The organism is Haloactinomyces albus (assembly GCF_031458135.1).
Lineage (GTDB): Bacteria > Actinomycetota > Actinomycetes > Mycobacteriales > Pseudonocardiaceae > Haloactinomyces > Haloactinomyces albus.
This window is the reverse complement of the sequence record NZ_JAVDXW010000001.1, coordinates 427,653-442,824: the sequence shown is the minus strand read 5'-3', so window position 1 is coordinate 442,824 and position 15,172 is coordinate 427,653. Positions and strand designations below refer to the sequence as shown.

Sequence of the window (15,172 nt, the reverse complement as noted above, 5' to 3'; positions counted from 1 at the left end):
GGGGGCGTGCTGCTGTTGCTGCTGCGCCCCGTGGCTCATCGTTCCTCCTGATCGGTTCTTCGGCGTTGGCCGCGCGGTGCTCCTCCACAGGGGTGTCCCCGAGCCCGCGGTACCGCGATGAACGGCCGGATACGCTCGGCGTCGAAATCCCCCAGCATCCGCGAGTACGAGTACAGGTTGAGCGTTGCCCGAACACGTTCTCGGTGGACCAGCGGTGCCGAGAGGAAACTGCGAACCTGCGCTTCGCGGGCACAGCGGACGAACTCCGGCCAGTGGGTGCGTACTTCGGTGAGCACGGCCTGCGCCACGGTGCCCGCGCGGAGCACCTCCACCCAGGGGCCGCCCTGGGTCCGGTATTGCGCGAGGTCGATCGCGTGCGCTCGTTCGTCGGTGTAGGCGGTCGGTTCCGCACGCCCATCGGTCTCCACCGTGGTCACACTGGCCATGTCGGCGTCCGCCAAGGAGGAGACGAGGAACACGAGCGCCTCGTGCACGGTCCTTTCGGATCCGTCGTCGGTGAGCAGGGCGTCCGCCAGGGTGTGCAGCAGGCTCGCGATGTCGTCGTCGGCCGGTGCGTTCCGTCTCCGGAATCGCGTTTTTCGTTCCGGGCATGGCTTCCGCATCCTGCTCCTCGGCATGGTTCGCTCGTGTCTGCCCACAGCCTCGGCTCTCTTCGGAGATACCCGCTTCAGGGGGAGGTAATCGGCGCGCGACGCAGTAGCTCCACCAGTTTCGACAACGAGGTCGCACTGGGATCCGCCCCGGTTTCGGCTCTCCTGCCTGCGAGGGCACGGGCTTCGGGGGAAAGACACCAGGACCACCATCGATCCAGCAGGGCCGAGGTGCTTTCCTCGCCGTTGACCAGGTTCTCGGCCGAAACGACTGCGGGCCAGTCCCATGCCGCCGCCTGAGCGGTGACCTTGCCCCCTTCGGAGACCGGGTCGACCGCGAGGGCGGGAACCCCCTGCTGCAGAGCGAAAACCAGCCCGTGCAGCCGGGAGGTCACCACCACATCGGCCCGTGCGATCAGGGAGGTGAACTGCTCGGGAGTGGAGCACAGCCGCCAGTCCCGGCTGTCCAGCCGGGTATCCAGCGGAAGTGGGGCGCAGTCCAGCCGTGCGAGCCAGCTACCGAGGCACTCGTGCACGCTGTCGTGCAGGCGTCTCCCCGAATACTCCGGCTGTCCGGGAGCCAGCACCACCCCGGCCACCGGCGCACGGGGTGCTCCCCTGCCGAGGGCGATATCCCGAGTGGGTTCCGTGCCCGGGCCGTCCCGTGCGAGCACGGCGTGAAAGCCGGTGACGGCGGGATCGTGGTGATCCACGATCGAAACACCGATCGCCAGGCGCCGACACCGTGCGTAGCACCGATGGAGTTCTCGTACTTGCCGACCGTGCGCGGGACCGCAGACGAAGACCACATCGGTGTAGTCCGTACAGGACGCCTCGTCCAGACTCAGCGCGTCCGGCGCGAAACCCGGACTCCATGCGCTCTCGCACGGTATGCCCGCTGCGGCCACCTCGGCGGTGACCCGTTCCATCGCAGCGACATCGCCCGCCGTCGCCTCGCCGTGGAGGAAACTCGGCCAGCCGGTGATCAGCACCCGCACCGCTCACCTCCTGTCCTGGGGTCCGTTTCGGGGTACCCGGTTCCTGATTCTTCGACGCCTGTGGTTGGCGTTCGACCCGCATGGGTAACCGGGCGCGGTAATTCTCATCGGCGAGAGGAATCCGAGAGTGCACACCGGTTTTCAGCGTGCCGTCGTGACAGGAGGGGCCGGCTTTCTGGGTTCGCATCTCTGCGAGCAGCTCCTGTCCCGGGGAACCGAGGTCGTCTGCTTGGACAACCTCATCACCGGCAGCCGCCGCAATGTCGAAGAGTGTGCCAGGAATCCCCTGTTTCGGCTGGTGGAATGCGATGTCACTCGACCGTTGTCGGTAGCGGGCGAGGTGGATCTCGTGCTGCATCTGGCTTCACCGGCCTCCCCGAAGGACTACCAGCGACTCCCGATCGAGACGATGCTGGTCGGCGGCCAGGGGTGCCTGCATGCGCTGGAGCTGGCCGCCGACAAGGGCGCCCGCTTCGTCCTCGCCTCCACCAGTGAGGTCTACGGTGACCCGCTGGAACATCCGCAGCGGGAGAGCTACTGGGGCAATGTCAATCCGGTCGGTCCCCGCGCGGTCTACGACGAGGCGAAACGCTATGCCGAAGCGCTGACCTGCGCCTATCGCCGCGAACGGGGAACGCGCACCGGCATCGCCCGCATCTTCAACTCCTACGGCCCCCGGATGCATCCGGATGACGGCCGTATGGTGCCCACGTTCGTCTGCGAAGCTCTCCGCGCGGAGCCGCTGACGGTGGCCGGTTCGGGCGAGCAGACCCGGTCGGTGTGCTACGTCTCCGACACGGTGCGCGGACTGCTGGCACTCGCCGATTCCGAGTCCGAGGGACCGGTCAACATCGGCAACCCGCACGAGCATTCGGTACGGCAACTCGCGGAGATGATCCGGGAGCTGGTGGGCAGTGACTCTCCGATCGACTCCACGGTCGGAGCCGTCGACGATCCCCAGCGGCGCTGCCCGGACATCACCGTGGCCGGCGAACAGCTCGGCTGGCAACCGGAGATCGGGCTGCGCGAGGGCCTGCTGCGCACCATCCACTGGTTCGCCGGGCAGCTGGGTGCCGACACCGCTTCGGACCGTGTTCGACTGCCCACGGCCGGGTCCTGAAAACCCCGGTTTCCACCCACGTTCGGCCCGTGTGTTTGAGAGAGTCGCTTCGCAGGGTAGCGGTATGGAAGCAGTTCCGTGACGAAGTGAGCGGCCCGTGATCTGCCATTGCTTCGTCGAAGGGCAGCATCGGCCCCACTCGGGAGGCGTCTCGTGCATATCCTCGGTATCAACGCGATCTTCCACGATCCGGCCGCCGCTCTCGTCGTCGACGGCGAGGTGGTCGCCGCGGCCGAAGAGGAACGGTTCACCCGGCGCAAGCACGGCAAGAGCCCGGTGCCCTTCTCGGCATGGGAACTGCCCGAGCAAGCCGCCCACTGGTGTCTGCGTCGGGCCGGGATACGACCTGCGGACCTGGACGCGGTCGCCTACTCCTACGATCCGCAGCTCGTCGAGCACGAGCTGGCGGGACTCGACCCCGGGTGGGAGGAACTGCGCACCACATACGCCACCCGAGCCCCGCAATTCCTGGCGACCGCACTGCCGGGGCTGGCCACGGACAACGTGCGGTTCGTCCCGCATCACGTCGCCCATGCCGCTTCGGCGGGCCTCGCCGCTCCGTTCGGCGATTCGGCCGTGCTCACCGCGGACGGGCGCGGCGAGTGCACGTCGGCGCTGGCGGGGGAGTACCGCGACGGCCGCCTGCACGTGCTGGCAAGCCAGCGGCTGCCGCACTCCCTCGGACTGATGTACGAGGAGCTGACCGAGCATCTCGGTTTCCGCCGCTCCAGCGACGAGTACAAGGTGATGGCGCTGGCCTCCTACGCGAAGCCGCGTTTCCTGCCGGATTTCGCCGAGCTGGTGCGCAGTGACGTGGGTGGTTTCGACATCGCGCCGATCGACTGGTCCCGATGGGCGCCGCGCCGAGCTCCCGGAGAGGAGCTCGGCGACGAGCACGCCGAACTGGCCTCCAGTGTCCAGGCAAGACTGGAGGAAGTGCTGCTCGAACTGGCGGGATGGTTGCATCGCCAGACCGGTCGCCGGCGGCTGACGCTGGCGGGGGGAATCGCGTTGAACTGCGTGGCCAACACCCGCCTTGCCGAGGAGGGACCGTTCGACGAGGTATGGGTCCAGCCCGCGGCAGGCGATGCGGGCACGGCCCTGGGCGGTGCACTGCATCTGGCCGCCGAATCCGGGGAGAGGGTTCGGCCCATGCCGGGGGCGGATCTCGGACGTGGTTTCGACGACGCCGAGATCGCCGCGCGGCTCGACGCCGCGCGCATCCCCTACGAGAGACCGGCTGACGTGGCGCAGGAGGCCGCGGAAGCGGTCGCGCGCAATGAGACGGTGGGCTGGTTTCAGGGACGCAGCGAGTTCGGCCCCCGCGCCCTCGGACACCGTTCGCTGCTGGCGCATCCCGGACATGCCGACAATGTCGAACGCCTCAATGACGTCAAGGGGCGCGAACAGTTTCGGCCCGTGGCTCCGATGGTGTTGTCCGAACGGGCTTCGGAGATCTTCAGCCGAGGACCACTGCCCAGCCCGTACATGCTGTTCGTGCACGATGTGGACCCGCAGTGGCAGGAGCGCATCCCCGCGGTCGTGCATGTGGACGGCACCGCTCGGATCCAGACCGTGGAGCGGGCGGAGGAACCCCTGACGGCACGGTTGCTCGACGCATTCGCCGCCAGAACGGGAATCCCGGCCGTGATCAACACGAGCTTCAACACCGCGGGCAGACCCATGGTCGACGATCCGGTCGATGCGCTCGAATGCTTCGGGGCCTCTCCCATCGACGTTCTCGTGCTCGGGCCCTTCGTCGTTCGCAGGCCGAGGAGTACGGCATGAGCGCGGACGCGGTGCAGTACACGGTCGTGGTGCCCACCACGGGCCGCGCCAGTCTCGGTGCACTCCTGGCGGCGCTGGAGGCAGCACCGGCACCGGAGGAGATCATCGTGGTCGACGATCGCCCCGAGGCGGACGGTGCCTTGCTGCTGCCGACCGGCACGGTCGCGACCCGAGTCGTGCGTTCCGGGGGGCGGGGACCGGCGGGTGCACGCAATGTCGGCAGGCAGTCGGCCGAGACGCCGTGGGTGGTCTTTCTCGATGACGATGTCGTCCCCGAACCGGGATGGGCCCGGGCATTGCAGCATGACCTCGGGACGGCCGATGAAGACGTCGCCGGATGCCAGGGAAGGATCGTCGTTCCCCTTCCCCGGGATCGCGCGCCGACCGATCTCGAACGCGGCACCGCGGGACTGGCCGGTGCCTGGTGGATCACCGCGGACATGGCCTACCGGCGGGAAGTTCTGGCCCGAGTGGGCGGCTTCGACGAGGAATTCCCCCGTGCCTACCGGGAGGATGCCGATCTCGCGCTCCGCGTGTGCCTGATGGGCTACCGGTTGGTGGCCGGGTCGCGGCGAACCGCCCACCCGGTACGGGCAGACGGGTTCTTTGCCAGCGTGCGTGCACAGGCGGGCAACGCCGACAACGCCGTGCTGCGGCGCAAGTACGGCAGGAACTGGCGCCGACGCGTGGGGGAGGGACCCGGTCGAATCGGCAGGCACCTGGCCGCGACGACCGCTGCGCTCGTGACCGCGCTCGGCGCGGGGCGAGCAACAAGGCGACCGGTGGCGATGGCGGGTGCGGCAGTGTGGTGCGCGTTGACCGCCGAATTCGCGTGGCGGCGTATCGCACCGGGCCCGCGTACACCGGCGGAGGTCGCCAGGATGCTCGTCACCAGTGTCCTCATTCCACCTGTGGCGTGTTGGCACCGGACCCGTGGTGAGCTGCGCAGTCGCCTGGGGAGAAGGCGTGCACGGCGCGAGATTCCGGCAGCGGTGCTGTTCGATCGGGACGACACCCTGATCCACGACGTGCCCTACAACGGTGATCCGCAGCGTGTCCACCCCATCGCGGGAGTGCGCGAAGCACTGGACAACCTGCGCAGGCGTGGGATCGCGGTCGGTGTGGTCAGCAATCAGTCCGGAGTGGCCCGTGGGCTGCTCGACGAGGACCAGGTACGCACCGTCAACGACGAGGTCGAGCGTCACCTGGGGCCGTTCGGCACCTGGCAGGTGTGCGTGCACGGTGAGGACGACGGGTGCGCCTGCCGCAAACCCGCTCCCGACCTGATCGAGCGGGCTGCCCGTGCTCTCGGTGTGCCCGTCGCTTCCTGTGCGGTCATCGGCGACACCGGAGCGGATGTGCAGGCCGCTGCCGCGGCGGGCGCTCGAGCGATTCTCGTACCGACCGCACGCACGTTGGCCGAGGAGGTCCGCGATGCGTGGCAGGTGGCCGAGGTCGCACGGACGGTCGCGCACGCGGTCGGGCGGCTCCTGGAGGGGGGTGCGCGATGAACGACACGGTTCTGGTGGCCCGACTGGACAATGTCGGCGACGTGTTGCTGGCGGGTCCGGCGGTGCGTGCGGTGGCTGCCGAGGCCGATTCGGTGGTGATGCTGGCAGGCCCCCGTGGACGTGCGGCGGCCGAGCTGCTGCCCGGTGTGGACAGTGTCATCGAGTGGTCCGCGCCGTGGATCGATCCGGAACCCGCTCCCGTGGAGCGGGCCGAGATGCTCGAGTTCGTCGACCGCATCCGCGCGGTGGGTCCGAGCCGTGCCCTGGTGCTCACGTCGTTTCACCAGTCCGCGTTGCCGCTGGCGTTGCTACTGCGCATGGCAGGCATCGACTGGATCGGGGCGATCAGCGAGGACTATCCGGGATCGCTGCTGGATCTGCGACACAGGGTCGACGGTGACCCGCCGGAGCCCGAACGCGCGCTGTCACTGGCTCGGGCGGCGGGTTTCGCGCTTCCGCCCGGAGATTCGGGGCGGCTGGCGATCCGTCGCCCCCTGCCGGACGTCACGGACAAGGTCGGGGGTCCCGGTTATGTCGTGGTGCACCCCGGCGCTTCCGTGCCCGCTCGGGAGTGGCCACCCGATCGGTGTGCCACCGCGGTGCGCTCGCTGGTGTCGCAGGGGCACCGCGTCGTGGTCACCGGAACTCCGGGCGAGTGTGCACTGACGGCGCGGGTGGCCGGTGACGTGGCGACCGATCTCGGAGGGCGTACCGGAATGGCCGAGCTGGCGGCGGTGCTCGACCGGGCCCGTGTGGTCGTGGCACCGAATACGGGCCCGGCCCATCTCGCCGCGGCGGTGGGGACCCCGGTCGTGTCGCTGTTCGCTCCCGTGGTGCGGGCTGCGCGCTGGGCGCCCTACGGCGTGGCGACGACGCTGCTCGGTGATCAGGACGCGCCGTGCCGCGACACCCGGGCCAGGGTGTGTCCCGTACCCGGCCATCCCTGCCTGTCCGAGGTCGGTGCCTGCGACGTCGTCGAGGCGGTCGAGGCGATGATGGAGGCGGTGGCATGAGGATTCTGGCCTGGCACGTGCACGGTGCGTGGAGTACCGCCTTCGTGCGAGGTGACCACACGTACCTGGTGCCGGTGACACCGAATCGGGACGCCGACGGGCGCGGTCGCGCGTTGACGTATACCTGGCCGAGCAATGCCGTCGAGGTCACCCCGGATCAGCTGCGCGACGAGGACGTCGACGTCGTCGTGCTGCAACGGCCGCACGAAGTGGAACTGACCGAGAAGTGGCTCGGTCGCCGTCCCGGCATCGACGTGCCCGCGGTGTTCGTCGAACACGACACCCCGCGCGGTGAGGTGGCGGGTACGCGACATCCGCTGGCCGAGCGCAGCGACATCCCCCTCGTCCACGTCACGCACTTCAACGAGATGTTCTGGGACTGCGGGCGGGCACCGACCACGGTGATCGAGCACGGCATCGTCGATCCGGGGCATCGCTACACCGGAGAACTCGAGCGCGTCGGCGTGGTGATCAACGAGCCGGTGCGCCGTGCCCGTATCACGGGCGCCGACCTGCTGCCCTCATTCGCATCGACCGCCCCGATGGACCTCTACGGAATGCGCGTGGAGGGCGTGCCCGCACGGTTCGGCATCGGCCGGGACCGGATCGCGGTTCACGAGGACCTGCCACAGCCACGGATGCATGCCGCACTGGCCGCCCGGCGGGTCTACCTGCACCCGTTCCGGTGGACGTCATTGGGCCTGTCCCTGGTGGAGGCGATGCATCTCGGCATGCCGGTGGTCGCCCTCGCCGCGACCGAAGCGGTCGAGGCGGTGCCGTCCGAGGCAGGCGTCGTCTCCACCCGGCTGGATGTGCTGACCCGGGCCATCCGGGAGTTCCTGGGTGATGCCGAACGTGCCGAGCAGGCGGGACGGGCCGCTCGTGCTGCGGCACGCAGGAAGTACTCGCTGGAGCGATTCCTCGCCGCGTGGGACGGACTGTTGCAGGAGGTGTCCCGATGAGAATCGACATGGTCTCCGAACACGCGAGTCCGCTCGCGGCGCTCGGGGGAGTTGACGCGGGTGGGCAGAACGTCCACGTCGCCGAACTGGCCAACGGGCTCGCTCGCAGAGGCCACCAGGTGGTCGTGCATACCCGGCGGGACTCCACGGAGCTCCCGGCTACCGTGCAGGCCGCGCCGGGGGTCACGGTCGAGCACGTGCCCGCGGGGCCACCGCGCCCGATCCCCAAAGACGAGCTCCTGCCGTACATGGCGGAGTTCGGCGATCACCTGTCCGTGCGATGGGGACTGCAGCAGCCGGATGTGGTGCACGCACACTTCTGGATGAGTGGTGTGGCCGCACGGCGCGGTCTCACCGGGATCGACGTGCCGGTGCTGCAGACCTTCCACGCGCTGGGCCGGGTCAAACGCAGACACCAGGGGGCCAAGGACCCGAGCCCGCCTCAGCGCGAACGTATCGAGGCCGAATTGGCCCGCACCGCCGACCTCGTCGTGGCCACGTGCTCGGACGAGGTCTCCGAGCTCACCGAACTGGGAGTGCCGGAAGAACGCACCGCCGTGGTGCCGTGTGGAATCGACCTCACCAAGTTCGTTCCCGCAGGTCCCAGCACTGCCCGGACCGATCGACCCCGCATTCTCAGCATCGGACGTCTCGTCGAGCGCAAGGGTGTCGATACCGTCATCACCGCGCTCGCGGGCGTGCCCGACGCGGAACTGGTCATCGCGGGCGGCCCCGAACGGTCGACCTGGGACTCCGACCCGGAGATCGCCCGGCTGCGCTCCGTTGCCGAGCGTGCCGGGGTGGCGGACCGGGTCGATTTCCGCGGCCAGGTCACCCATGCCGATGCGCCTGCGCTGTATCGATCGGCCGACGTGGTGGTTAGCGCTCCCTGGTATGAGCCGTTCGGCACGGTTCCGTTGGAAGCCATGGCATGCGGAGTGGTCCCGGTGGTGACCGCTGTGGGTGGTCACCTCGACACCGTGATCGACGGTGAGACGGGGCTGTTGGTCCCGCCCCGGGACAGCCACGCTCTCGCAAGCAGGCTCCGGGCGCTGCTGGCCCGGCCCCGCTGGCGCTGTGAACTGGGCAGTACCGGAGCCGAGCACGTCCGGGCGCGATACGGGTGGGATCGACTCGTCCGCGAGACGGAATCGGTCTACCGGCGAGCCCTCGACCACAGTGAGCCCTTGCCGGTGGCAGGCAGCCGGTGACCGCATCGACGGGAGGCAGGCCGTGATCGAAGAACACTTCACAGCGTTGGAACGGGCAGCAGGCAGAGCCCGGATGGCGGCGCCGGTACTGCATGCGTGGGCTGTGCACCTGGCTGCGGTGCTGGAGAACGGTGGCCGGTTGCTCGTGTGCGGCAATGGTGGCAGCGCCGCCGAGGCACAGCACCTCACCGGTGAGTTCACCGGCCGCTTCCTGCAGGACCGCAAACCCTATGCGGCGATCCCGCTGCACGCCGACACCTCCGCGTTCACCGCGATCCTCAACGACTACGGCGAACAGGACGTCTTCGCGCGCGGTGTGCGCGCGCACGGTCGTGCGGGTGACGTGCTCGTCGCCTTGTCGACCAGCGGGCGGAGTCAGAACGTCATCGCCGCGGCCAAGACCGCCCACGAGATCGGAATGACGACGTGGGCTTTCACCGGTCCGGCGCCGAACACCCTGGCCGCGGTGTGCGTCGACGCCGTCGCCGTGGACGCCCCCAACACCGCGACGGTCCAGGAAGTCCACTTGGCACTGATCCATGCCCTGTGCGCCGCATTCGACGATGTGACCGGAGCCACCGGAATATCCGCAGCGGACAGGACCGCACAGGAGGAGGCTGTTCGGTGAGGAGCACGGCGAGTCGGCACGGGCCACTGGTGGTCGTCGGGGACGTGTTACTCGACGTCGATGTCGATGGCCGGGCCGAACGGCTGTGCCCGGACGCTCCGGTTCCGGTGGTCGACGTACTCGGGCGCAGGAGCCGACCGGGCGGTGCGGGGTTGGCGGCGTTGCTGGCCGCGCAGGAGGGAGCGCAGGTCACCCTGCTTGCCGGGATCGGCACCGACGAGCAGGGCCGGTCACTGATCGGAATGATCGAGGACCGGATGGACCTGGTGCCCCTTCCCTTCCGGGGAACGACGGTGTGCAAGACGCGGGTGCGTGCGGCGGGCCAATCCCTGGTGCGTCTGGACTCCGGTGCGGGAGCCGTGCCCGATGAGCCGCTCGACGAAGACGCTCTCGCCGCCCTGAGAAACGCCGGTGCCGTGCTGGTGGCCGACTATGGCCGGGGGACCACGCACAATGCCTCGCTGCGGCGCGCTCTCGGTGAGCTCCCTCGGGGAACTCCGCTGGTGTGGGATCCACACCCCAAGGGCGCCGAGCCGGTGTCCCGTACGGACCTGGTGGTGCCGAACAGGTCGGAAGCGGCCGGATTCGATGTGTGCTCGGCGCAATCGGGCACGCCGTCGGTCGCGGCGAGGGCGCTGCTGAAGCACTGGGAGTGCGGGGCGGTCGCGGTGACACTGGGCGCCGACGGTGCTGTCCTGGTCTCCGGCGACGGAACGGAGGACATCACCGCACCACCGGTGAGTCCGGAGTCGGTGGAGGTGGATACCTGCGGAGCGGGCGACAGTTTCGCCACCACCGCGGTACTGGCGATGTCACGCGGAGCGAGTTGTGCGGAAGCGGTGACCGCAGCGGTGGAGGCGGCAGGCCGGTTCGTCTCGCGGGGAGGGGCGAACCAGCTCTCGGTCCGGCTTTCGACGGCGGACTCGGAACGGGAACAGCCCGTGTCGCGCTTCGGGCGGGCCACCGCTTTCGACGTCACCGCACGCGTCCGGCACGAACGGGGGAGGCTGGTGGCCACGGGCGGATGTTTCGACCTGTTGCATCCCGGGCACATCCGTCTGCTCGAACGTGCTCGCGCCCTGGGAGATGCTCTCGTCGTCTGTCTGAACTCCGATGACTCCGTACGGCGCCTCAAGGGCTCGGGGCGTCCGGTGGTGTGTGAGCAGGACCGGATGCGCCTGCTGCTGGCTCTCGAACCGGTCGATGCCGTGGCCGTGTTCGACGAGAGCTCGCCGACGGCACTGCTCGACGAGCTGCGCCCCGACGTGTGGGTCAAGGGCGGTGACTACGGCGGCGTGGCTTTGCCGGAAAGCGACGTCGTCCGCCGCTACGGCGGGTGCACGGAGATCGTCCCGCTCGAAGACGGGTACTCGACGAGCAGATTGCTCACCTCGCTGCGAGCGGTGGGCTGAAGCGATACGACCTCTGGAAGGAGGCAGATGAAATCCCTGGGAAACATTCTCATCACCGGTGGCGCCTCGGGGCTCGGAGCCGCGACCGTGCAGGCCGTCCTGGACCAGGGGGGTACCCCCTTGGTGATCGATCGCAACCCGCCCACGGCCAAGGTCGAGCACGTCGAAGCAGACCTTGCCGATCGTGCGGCGACCGAGAGTGCGGTGCAGGAACTGGCCCGCTCGGCCGGGGACCGCATCGACGGGGTGTTCACCGCCGCGGGAATCGACTCCTGCGGCGCCCTGGAGACGGTCGCCGCGCAGGAGTGGGAACGCGTGATCCAGGTGAATCTGCTGGGCACCGTGGCGGTGGTCCGTGCCGCGCTGCCGTATCTCACCAGCAGCGAGGGCACCGTGGTCACGTGCTCGTCGACCCTGGGCCTCAAGGCGGTCCCGGATGCCACGGCCTACTGCGCATCGAAAGCGGGCGTGCTGGGATTCTCCCGTTCCCTCGCGGCCGAAACCGCCGGACGCATCGGGGTGAGCACTCTCGTGCCCGGCGGGATGCACACGGCGTTTTTCGACGGGCGCGACGAGCAGTACAAGCCACCGGCTGATGCGAAACTCAACCGCCCGGAGGATGTCGCCGAAACCGTCCTGTTCGCCCTGCGGCAACCACCGGGCTGTGAGGTGCGCGAGATGGTCGTGTGCTCCTCCGAGGAGTCATCGTGGCCGTGACGAAGCGGCACACCGTACTGGTCCTGCGAGCACTGGGCCTCGGTGACCTGCTGACCGCCGTGCCGGCTTTGCGGGGCCTGCGACGTGCCTTTCCGGACAGCCGGATCGTGCTCGCCGCACCCGGCCCGCTCGCCGATCTGGTGCCGTTGACACGAGCCGTGGACTCGCTGTGGCCGACGGCGGGGCTGGGGGGAGTTCGCCTGCCGGACCCCGTTCCGGAAGTCGCGGTGAACCTGCATGGCAGCGGGCCGGAGAGCATCGAGGACCTGCGATCCTGCGGTGCGCGGCGCATCATGACGCATGCACATCCGGCATTTCCGGACCTCGATGGTCCGCAGTGGATTCAGGACCAGCACGAGGTGCAGCGGTGGTGCCGCCTGCTGGATCACTTCGGTATCGAGGCCGACAGGCGTCACCTGGAGCTGGATCGCCCGGAGCAGGCGAGTGACCGACCCGGCGCGGCCATCGTGCACCCGGGCGCGAGCCACCGCGCCCGGCAGTGGCCGGAGGAACGTTTCGCCCGCGTCGCACGCGGGCTCGCCGACCGCGGACACGACGTGGTGATCACGGGTACCGGGCAGGAGCGGCCACTCGCCGAGCGCATCGCCGCCCGCGCGCAACTGCCCCCAGCGGCGGTGCTGGCGGGGCACACCGACTTGTGCCGACTCGCCGCGCTGGTTGCGGAAGCGAGCCTGGCGGTTTGTGCCGATACCGGACTCGCCCATCTGGCCACCGCCCTCACCACGCCTTCCGTGGTCCTGTTCGGACCGGTCTCGCCCCGGCACTGGGGTCCTCCCGAGGATCCGCACCATGCCGCGCTGTGGGCGGGCACGGTGGGGGACACGTTCGCCGACCGGCCGGATCCGGGCTTGCTCCGGATCTCGGCCGAGGACGTGCTCGAGGCGGCGGAGCGAGTACTCGCACATGCGGGGGAACCGGACACTTTGGGCAGTGGAGGCGCTCGATGACAACGCATGAGCGCACCATCACCGTCGTGGGGAACGGGCCGACCGCTCTGACCGTGGGAGCAGGGCTTGCCTCGCTCGGACACCGGGTCGTGCTGTGCTCGGCGGCGATGTCCGATCGGCACGCGCAAGAACCCCGGCTGTCCGAGCTGGTGCGGCACAGCGTGTCGACCGGCAGACTCCGCTTCGTCCGTGAGGTCACCGATGCGGTGGCGGAATCGGGCACGATGGTCGTGTGCTCCGTCTGCCGGGCATCCGAGCAGCCGGCTCGTGCGATGCCGCAGGGCGGTGTCCTCATCAACGCCTCGGTCTCGTCGGGGGACTCCACCGAGGGTCTCCGCAGGTGGACACGGCCCGATGTGTCCCTGGTCAGCAACCCCCTGTTTCTGCGTGCGGGCAGCATGGTGCAGGACTTCCTCGAACCCGACCGCATCGTCATCGGCGCCGATGCCTGCGCGGCGACCGAGCACGTGGCCTCGCTGTACCGGTCGCTCCGAGCCGAGATCGTGCGTACCGACGTGCACAGCGCCGATCTCGTCCGACACGCGGTCAACGGCTACTTCGCCGTCAAACAGTGCTACATCAATGCACTCGCGGAGCTCTGCACGGCAGTCGGGGCCGACATCGCCAGCGTGGCCGAAGCACTGGCCTATGACGCTCGCATCGGTGGTTACGCCCTGACGCCCGCGCCGTTGTCGGCGGAACTCCGGCACAGCTTGGAGCTGCTGTCGCAAGGGACCGGACCGGAACAGGAGTTGCTGCACAGTGCGGCTGCTCTCGGCCGCTACCCGGGCGGTCCGGCCACGCACGGGTGAGGACAGCAGCGCGCTCGACCGGACAGGGCGGCTGACCCGAGGAGAGGGGTGATGCGCGTGTTCACCCGGCGGATCGTGGTCGTGGGGACCGGATACGTGGGACTGACCACGGGGGCATGTCTGGCATCCCTGGGACATCGCGTGGTGTGCAGCGATGTCGATGCCGCAAAGATACGGCGTCTGTCCCGGGCGAGCGTGGACATCCTCGAACCCGGTTTGGAGGAGCTGGTCCGGGACGGGTTGGATTCCGGGCGTCTGACGTTCGTGGTCGCCTCGGCAAGCGTGGTCGCCGAGGCGGAGATGGTGTTTTTGTGCGTACCCACGCCGATGGGTGCGGACGGAGGTGCCGACCTGGCCGCCGTGGAGTCGGTGACCCGCGAGATCCGCGATCAGCTGCCGCACGGGTGCGTGCTGGTGATGAAGTCGACGGTGCCGGTCGGTACGTCGGCACGAATCGCGGAGCTGGTACGGCGCTCGGATGTGGCGGTGGTCAGCAATCCGGAGTTCCTGCGCGAGGGCTCGGCGGTGCGGGACTTTCTGCGGCCGGACCGCATCGTGGTCGGCTCCGCCGGCCAGGACGCGGCGGAGCGGGTCGCGGCGCTGTACGCGCGGCTGGGTGCGCCGACGGTGCTCGTCGATGCCGCGAGCGCGGAGATGGTCAAGTATGCGGCGAACTGTTTCCTGGCGACGAAGTTGTCGTATGTCAACGCACTGGCGGAACTGTGCGAGCGCTCGGGTGCGAACATCGCCGACGTCACCGCGGGTATGGGCCATGACCGGCGGGTCGGGCGGTCGTTCCTGCGGCCCGGCCCGGGGTGGGGCGGCTCGTGTCTGCCGAAGGACACCCACGCACTGATGCGGATCTCGGAGGCGGTCGGGTTCGACTTCGCGCTGTTGCGAGCCGCGATCTCGTCGAATGTCCGCCAACGTGAGCGGATGGTGGACAAGATCGCCGAGGCGTGCGGAAACGGCCGGGCGAACTCGCTGGCGGGGGTCCGGATCGGCGTGCTCGGCCTGACGTTCAAGGCGGGGACCGATGACCTGCGCGACTCGCCGGCTCTGGCGGTGGCGCGCCTGCTCGTCGAGCGCGGCGCGGAACTGGTCGCCTACGACCCCGGACTGCGGGCCGATGATCCCCACTTGGAGGGGATCGTGACGCTGGTGGACGATGCGTACCAGGCGGCGAAGAGCGCGGCCGGGTTGGTGCTGCTGACCGACTGGCAGGAATTTCGCACGCTCGACTGGCCGAGGCTGGCGGCCGTCCTGGACGGGCCGGTGGTCGTCGACACGCGCAACCAGCTCGATCCCGAGGTAGTGCGCCGGGCCGGAGTCTCCTGGCACGGCGTGGGCCACCCGCCGATCCGGGCCTGAGCGCGTGCGGTCGTTCGGGTCGGTGTTTCCGTCCTTTCGGCCGAGCGAGG

General features: G+C 69.3%; 14 protein-coding genes. 12 read left to right on the top strand and 2 right to left on the bottom strand.

Going from position 1 to position 15,172, the window contains the following annotated elements; translation table 11 throughout:
* Nucleotides 1-35 precede the first annotated feature (35 nt).
* Together JOF55_RS02060 and JOF55_RS02055 are read right to left on the bottom strand one after the other, a co-directional pair.
* Nucleotides 36-623, bottom strand: a complete 588-nt coding sequence (locus JOF55_RS02060) for a GAF domain-containing protein (protein ID WP_310268684.1) — start codon at nt 621-623, stop codon at nt 36-38.
* Nucleotides 624-688: 65 nt separating this feature from the next.
* Nucleotides 689-1,609 carry a polysaccharide pyruvyl transferase family protein gene (locus JOF55_RS02055; RefSeq protein ID WP_310268682.1) on the bottom strand — a complete coding sequence of 307 codons (921 nt, stop codon included), beginning with the start codon at nt 1,607-1,609 and terminating at the stop codon, nt 689-691.
* Nucleotides 1,610-1,763: 154 nt separating this feature from the next.
* On the opposite strand from JOF55_RS02055, the gene JOF55_RS02050 reads away from it, so the two are divergent.
* The 12 genes from JOF55_RS02050 to JOF55_RS01995 all read left to right on the top strand — a co-directional run bounded on the left by JOF55_RS02050 (nt 1,764) and on the right by JOF55_RS01995 (nt 15,122).
* Nucleotides 1,764-2,729, top strand: a complete 966-nt coding sequence (locus tag JOF55_RS02050; protein WP_310268679.1) for a UDP-glucuronic acid decarboxylase family protein — start codon at nt 1,764-1,766, stop codon at nt 2,727-2,729.
* Between the two features lie 153 nt (nt 2,730-2,882).
* Entirely contained in the window at nt 2,883-4,517 is a 1,635-nt protein-coding gene (locus JOF55_RS02045) for a carbamoyltransferase family protein (protein WP_310268676.1), read from the top strand.
* Nucleotides 4,514-6,028, top strand: a complete 1,515-nt coding sequence (locus JOF55_RS02040; protein WP_310268672.1) for an HAD-IIIA family hydrolase — start codon at nt 4,514-4,516, stop codon at nt 6,026-6,028. The genes JOF55_RS02045 and JOF55_RS02040 overlap by 4 nt, the downstream gene beginning before the upstream one ends.
* Complete coding sequence (locus JOF55_RS02035) at nt 6,025-7,041, top strand: glycosyltransferase family 9 protein (RefSeq protein ID WP_310268669.1); 1,017 nt, start codon at nt 6,025-6,027, stop codon at nt 7,039-7,041. Before JOF55_RS02040 ends, JOF55_RS02035 begins: the two co-directional genes overlap by 4 nt.
* Nucleotides 7,038-8,003 carry a glycosyltransferase gene (locus tag JOF55_RS02030; RefSeq protein ID WP_310268667.1) on the top strand — a complete coding sequence of 322 codons (966 nt, stop codon included), beginning with the start codon at nt 7,038-7,040 and terminating at the stop codon, nt 8,001-8,003. Before JOF55_RS02035 ends, JOF55_RS02030 begins: the two co-directional genes overlap by 4 nt.
* Complete coding sequence (locus JOF55_RS02025) at nt 8,000-9,214, top strand: glycosyltransferase (RefSeq protein ID WP_310268664.1); 1,215 nt, start codon at nt 8,000-8,002, stop codon at nt 9,212-9,214. The genes JOF55_RS02030 and JOF55_RS02025 overlap by 4 nt, the downstream gene beginning before the upstream one ends.
* Before the next feature lie 22 nt (nt 9,215-9,236).
* Nucleotides 9,237-9,842, top strand: coding sequence for a D-sedoheptulose-7-phosphate isomerase (locus tag JOF55_RS02020; protein ID WP_310268661.1), 606 nt, complete (start codon nt 9,237-9,239; stop codon nt 9,840-9,842).
* Nucleotides 9,839-11,254, top strand: coding sequence for a PfkB family carbohydrate kinase (locus JOF55_RS02015; RefSeq protein ID WP_310268658.1), 1,416 nt, complete (start codon nt 9,839-9,841; stop codon nt 11,252-11,254). The genes JOF55_RS02020 and JOF55_RS02015 overlap by 4 nt, the downstream gene beginning before the upstream one ends.
* Before the next feature lie 27 nt (nt 11,255-11,281).
* Nucleotides 11,282-11,971, top strand: a complete 690-nt coding sequence (locus JOF55_RS02010; RefSeq protein ID WP_310268655.1) for an SDR family oxidoreductase — start codon at nt 11,282-11,284, stop codon at nt 11,969-11,971.
* Nucleotides 11,962-12,939 (top strand): glycosyltransferase family 9 protein, encoded by a 978-nt coding sequence (locus tag JOF55_RS02005; protein WP_310268653.1) that lies wholly within the window; start codon nt 11,962-11,964, stop codon nt 12,937-12,939. The genes JOF55_RS02010 and JOF55_RS02005 overlap by 10 nt, the downstream gene beginning before the upstream one ends.
* Entirely contained in the window at nt 12,936-13,751 is an 816-nt protein-coding gene (locus JOF55_RS02000; RefSeq protein WP_310268650.1) for a hypothetical protein, read from the top strand. The genes JOF55_RS02005 and JOF55_RS02000 overlap by 4 nt, the downstream gene beginning before the upstream one ends.
* A 57-nt stretch (nt 13,752-13,808) precedes the next feature.
* Nucleotides 13,809-15,122, top strand: coding sequence for a UDP-glucose dehydrogenase family protein (locus tag JOF55_RS01995; RefSeq protein WP_374727356.1), 1,314 nt, complete (start codon nt 13,809-13,811; stop codon nt 15,120-15,122).
* Nucleotides 15,123-15,172 lie beyond the last annotated feature (50 nt).

What these genes read in the sequence shown, in the direction of transcription:
- JOF55_RS02060 (WP_310268684.1), bottom strand. Translation starts at nt 623, where the DNA reads ATGCGGAAGCCATGCCCGGAACGAAAAACGCGATTCCGGAGACGGAAC.
- JOF55_RS02040 (WP_310268672.1), top strand. Translation starts at nt 4,514, where the DNA reads ATGAGCGCGGACGCGGTGCAGTACACGGTCGTGGTGCCCACCACGGGC.
- JOF55_RS02035 (WP_310268669.1), top strand. Translation starts at nt 6,025, where the DNA reads ATGAACGACACGGTTCTGGTGGCCCGACTGGACAATGTCGGCGACGTG.
- JOF55_RS02030 (WP_310268667.1), top strand. Translation starts at nt 7,038, where the DNA reads ATGAGGATTCTGGCCTGGCACGTGCACGGTGCGTGGAGTACCGCCTTC.
- JOF55_RS02025 (WP_310268664.1), top strand. Translation starts at nt 8,000, where the DNA reads ATGAGAATCGACATGGTCTCCGAACACGCGAGTCCGCTCGCGGCGCTC.
- JOF55_RS02010 (WP_310268655.1), top strand. Translation starts at nt 11,282, where the DNA reads ATGAAATCCCTGGGAAACATTCTCATCACCGGTGGCGCCTCGGGGCTC.
- JOF55_RS02000 (WP_310268650.1), top strand. Translation starts at nt 12,936, where the DNA reads ATGACAACGCATGAGCGCACCATCACCGTCGTGGGGAACGGGCCGACC.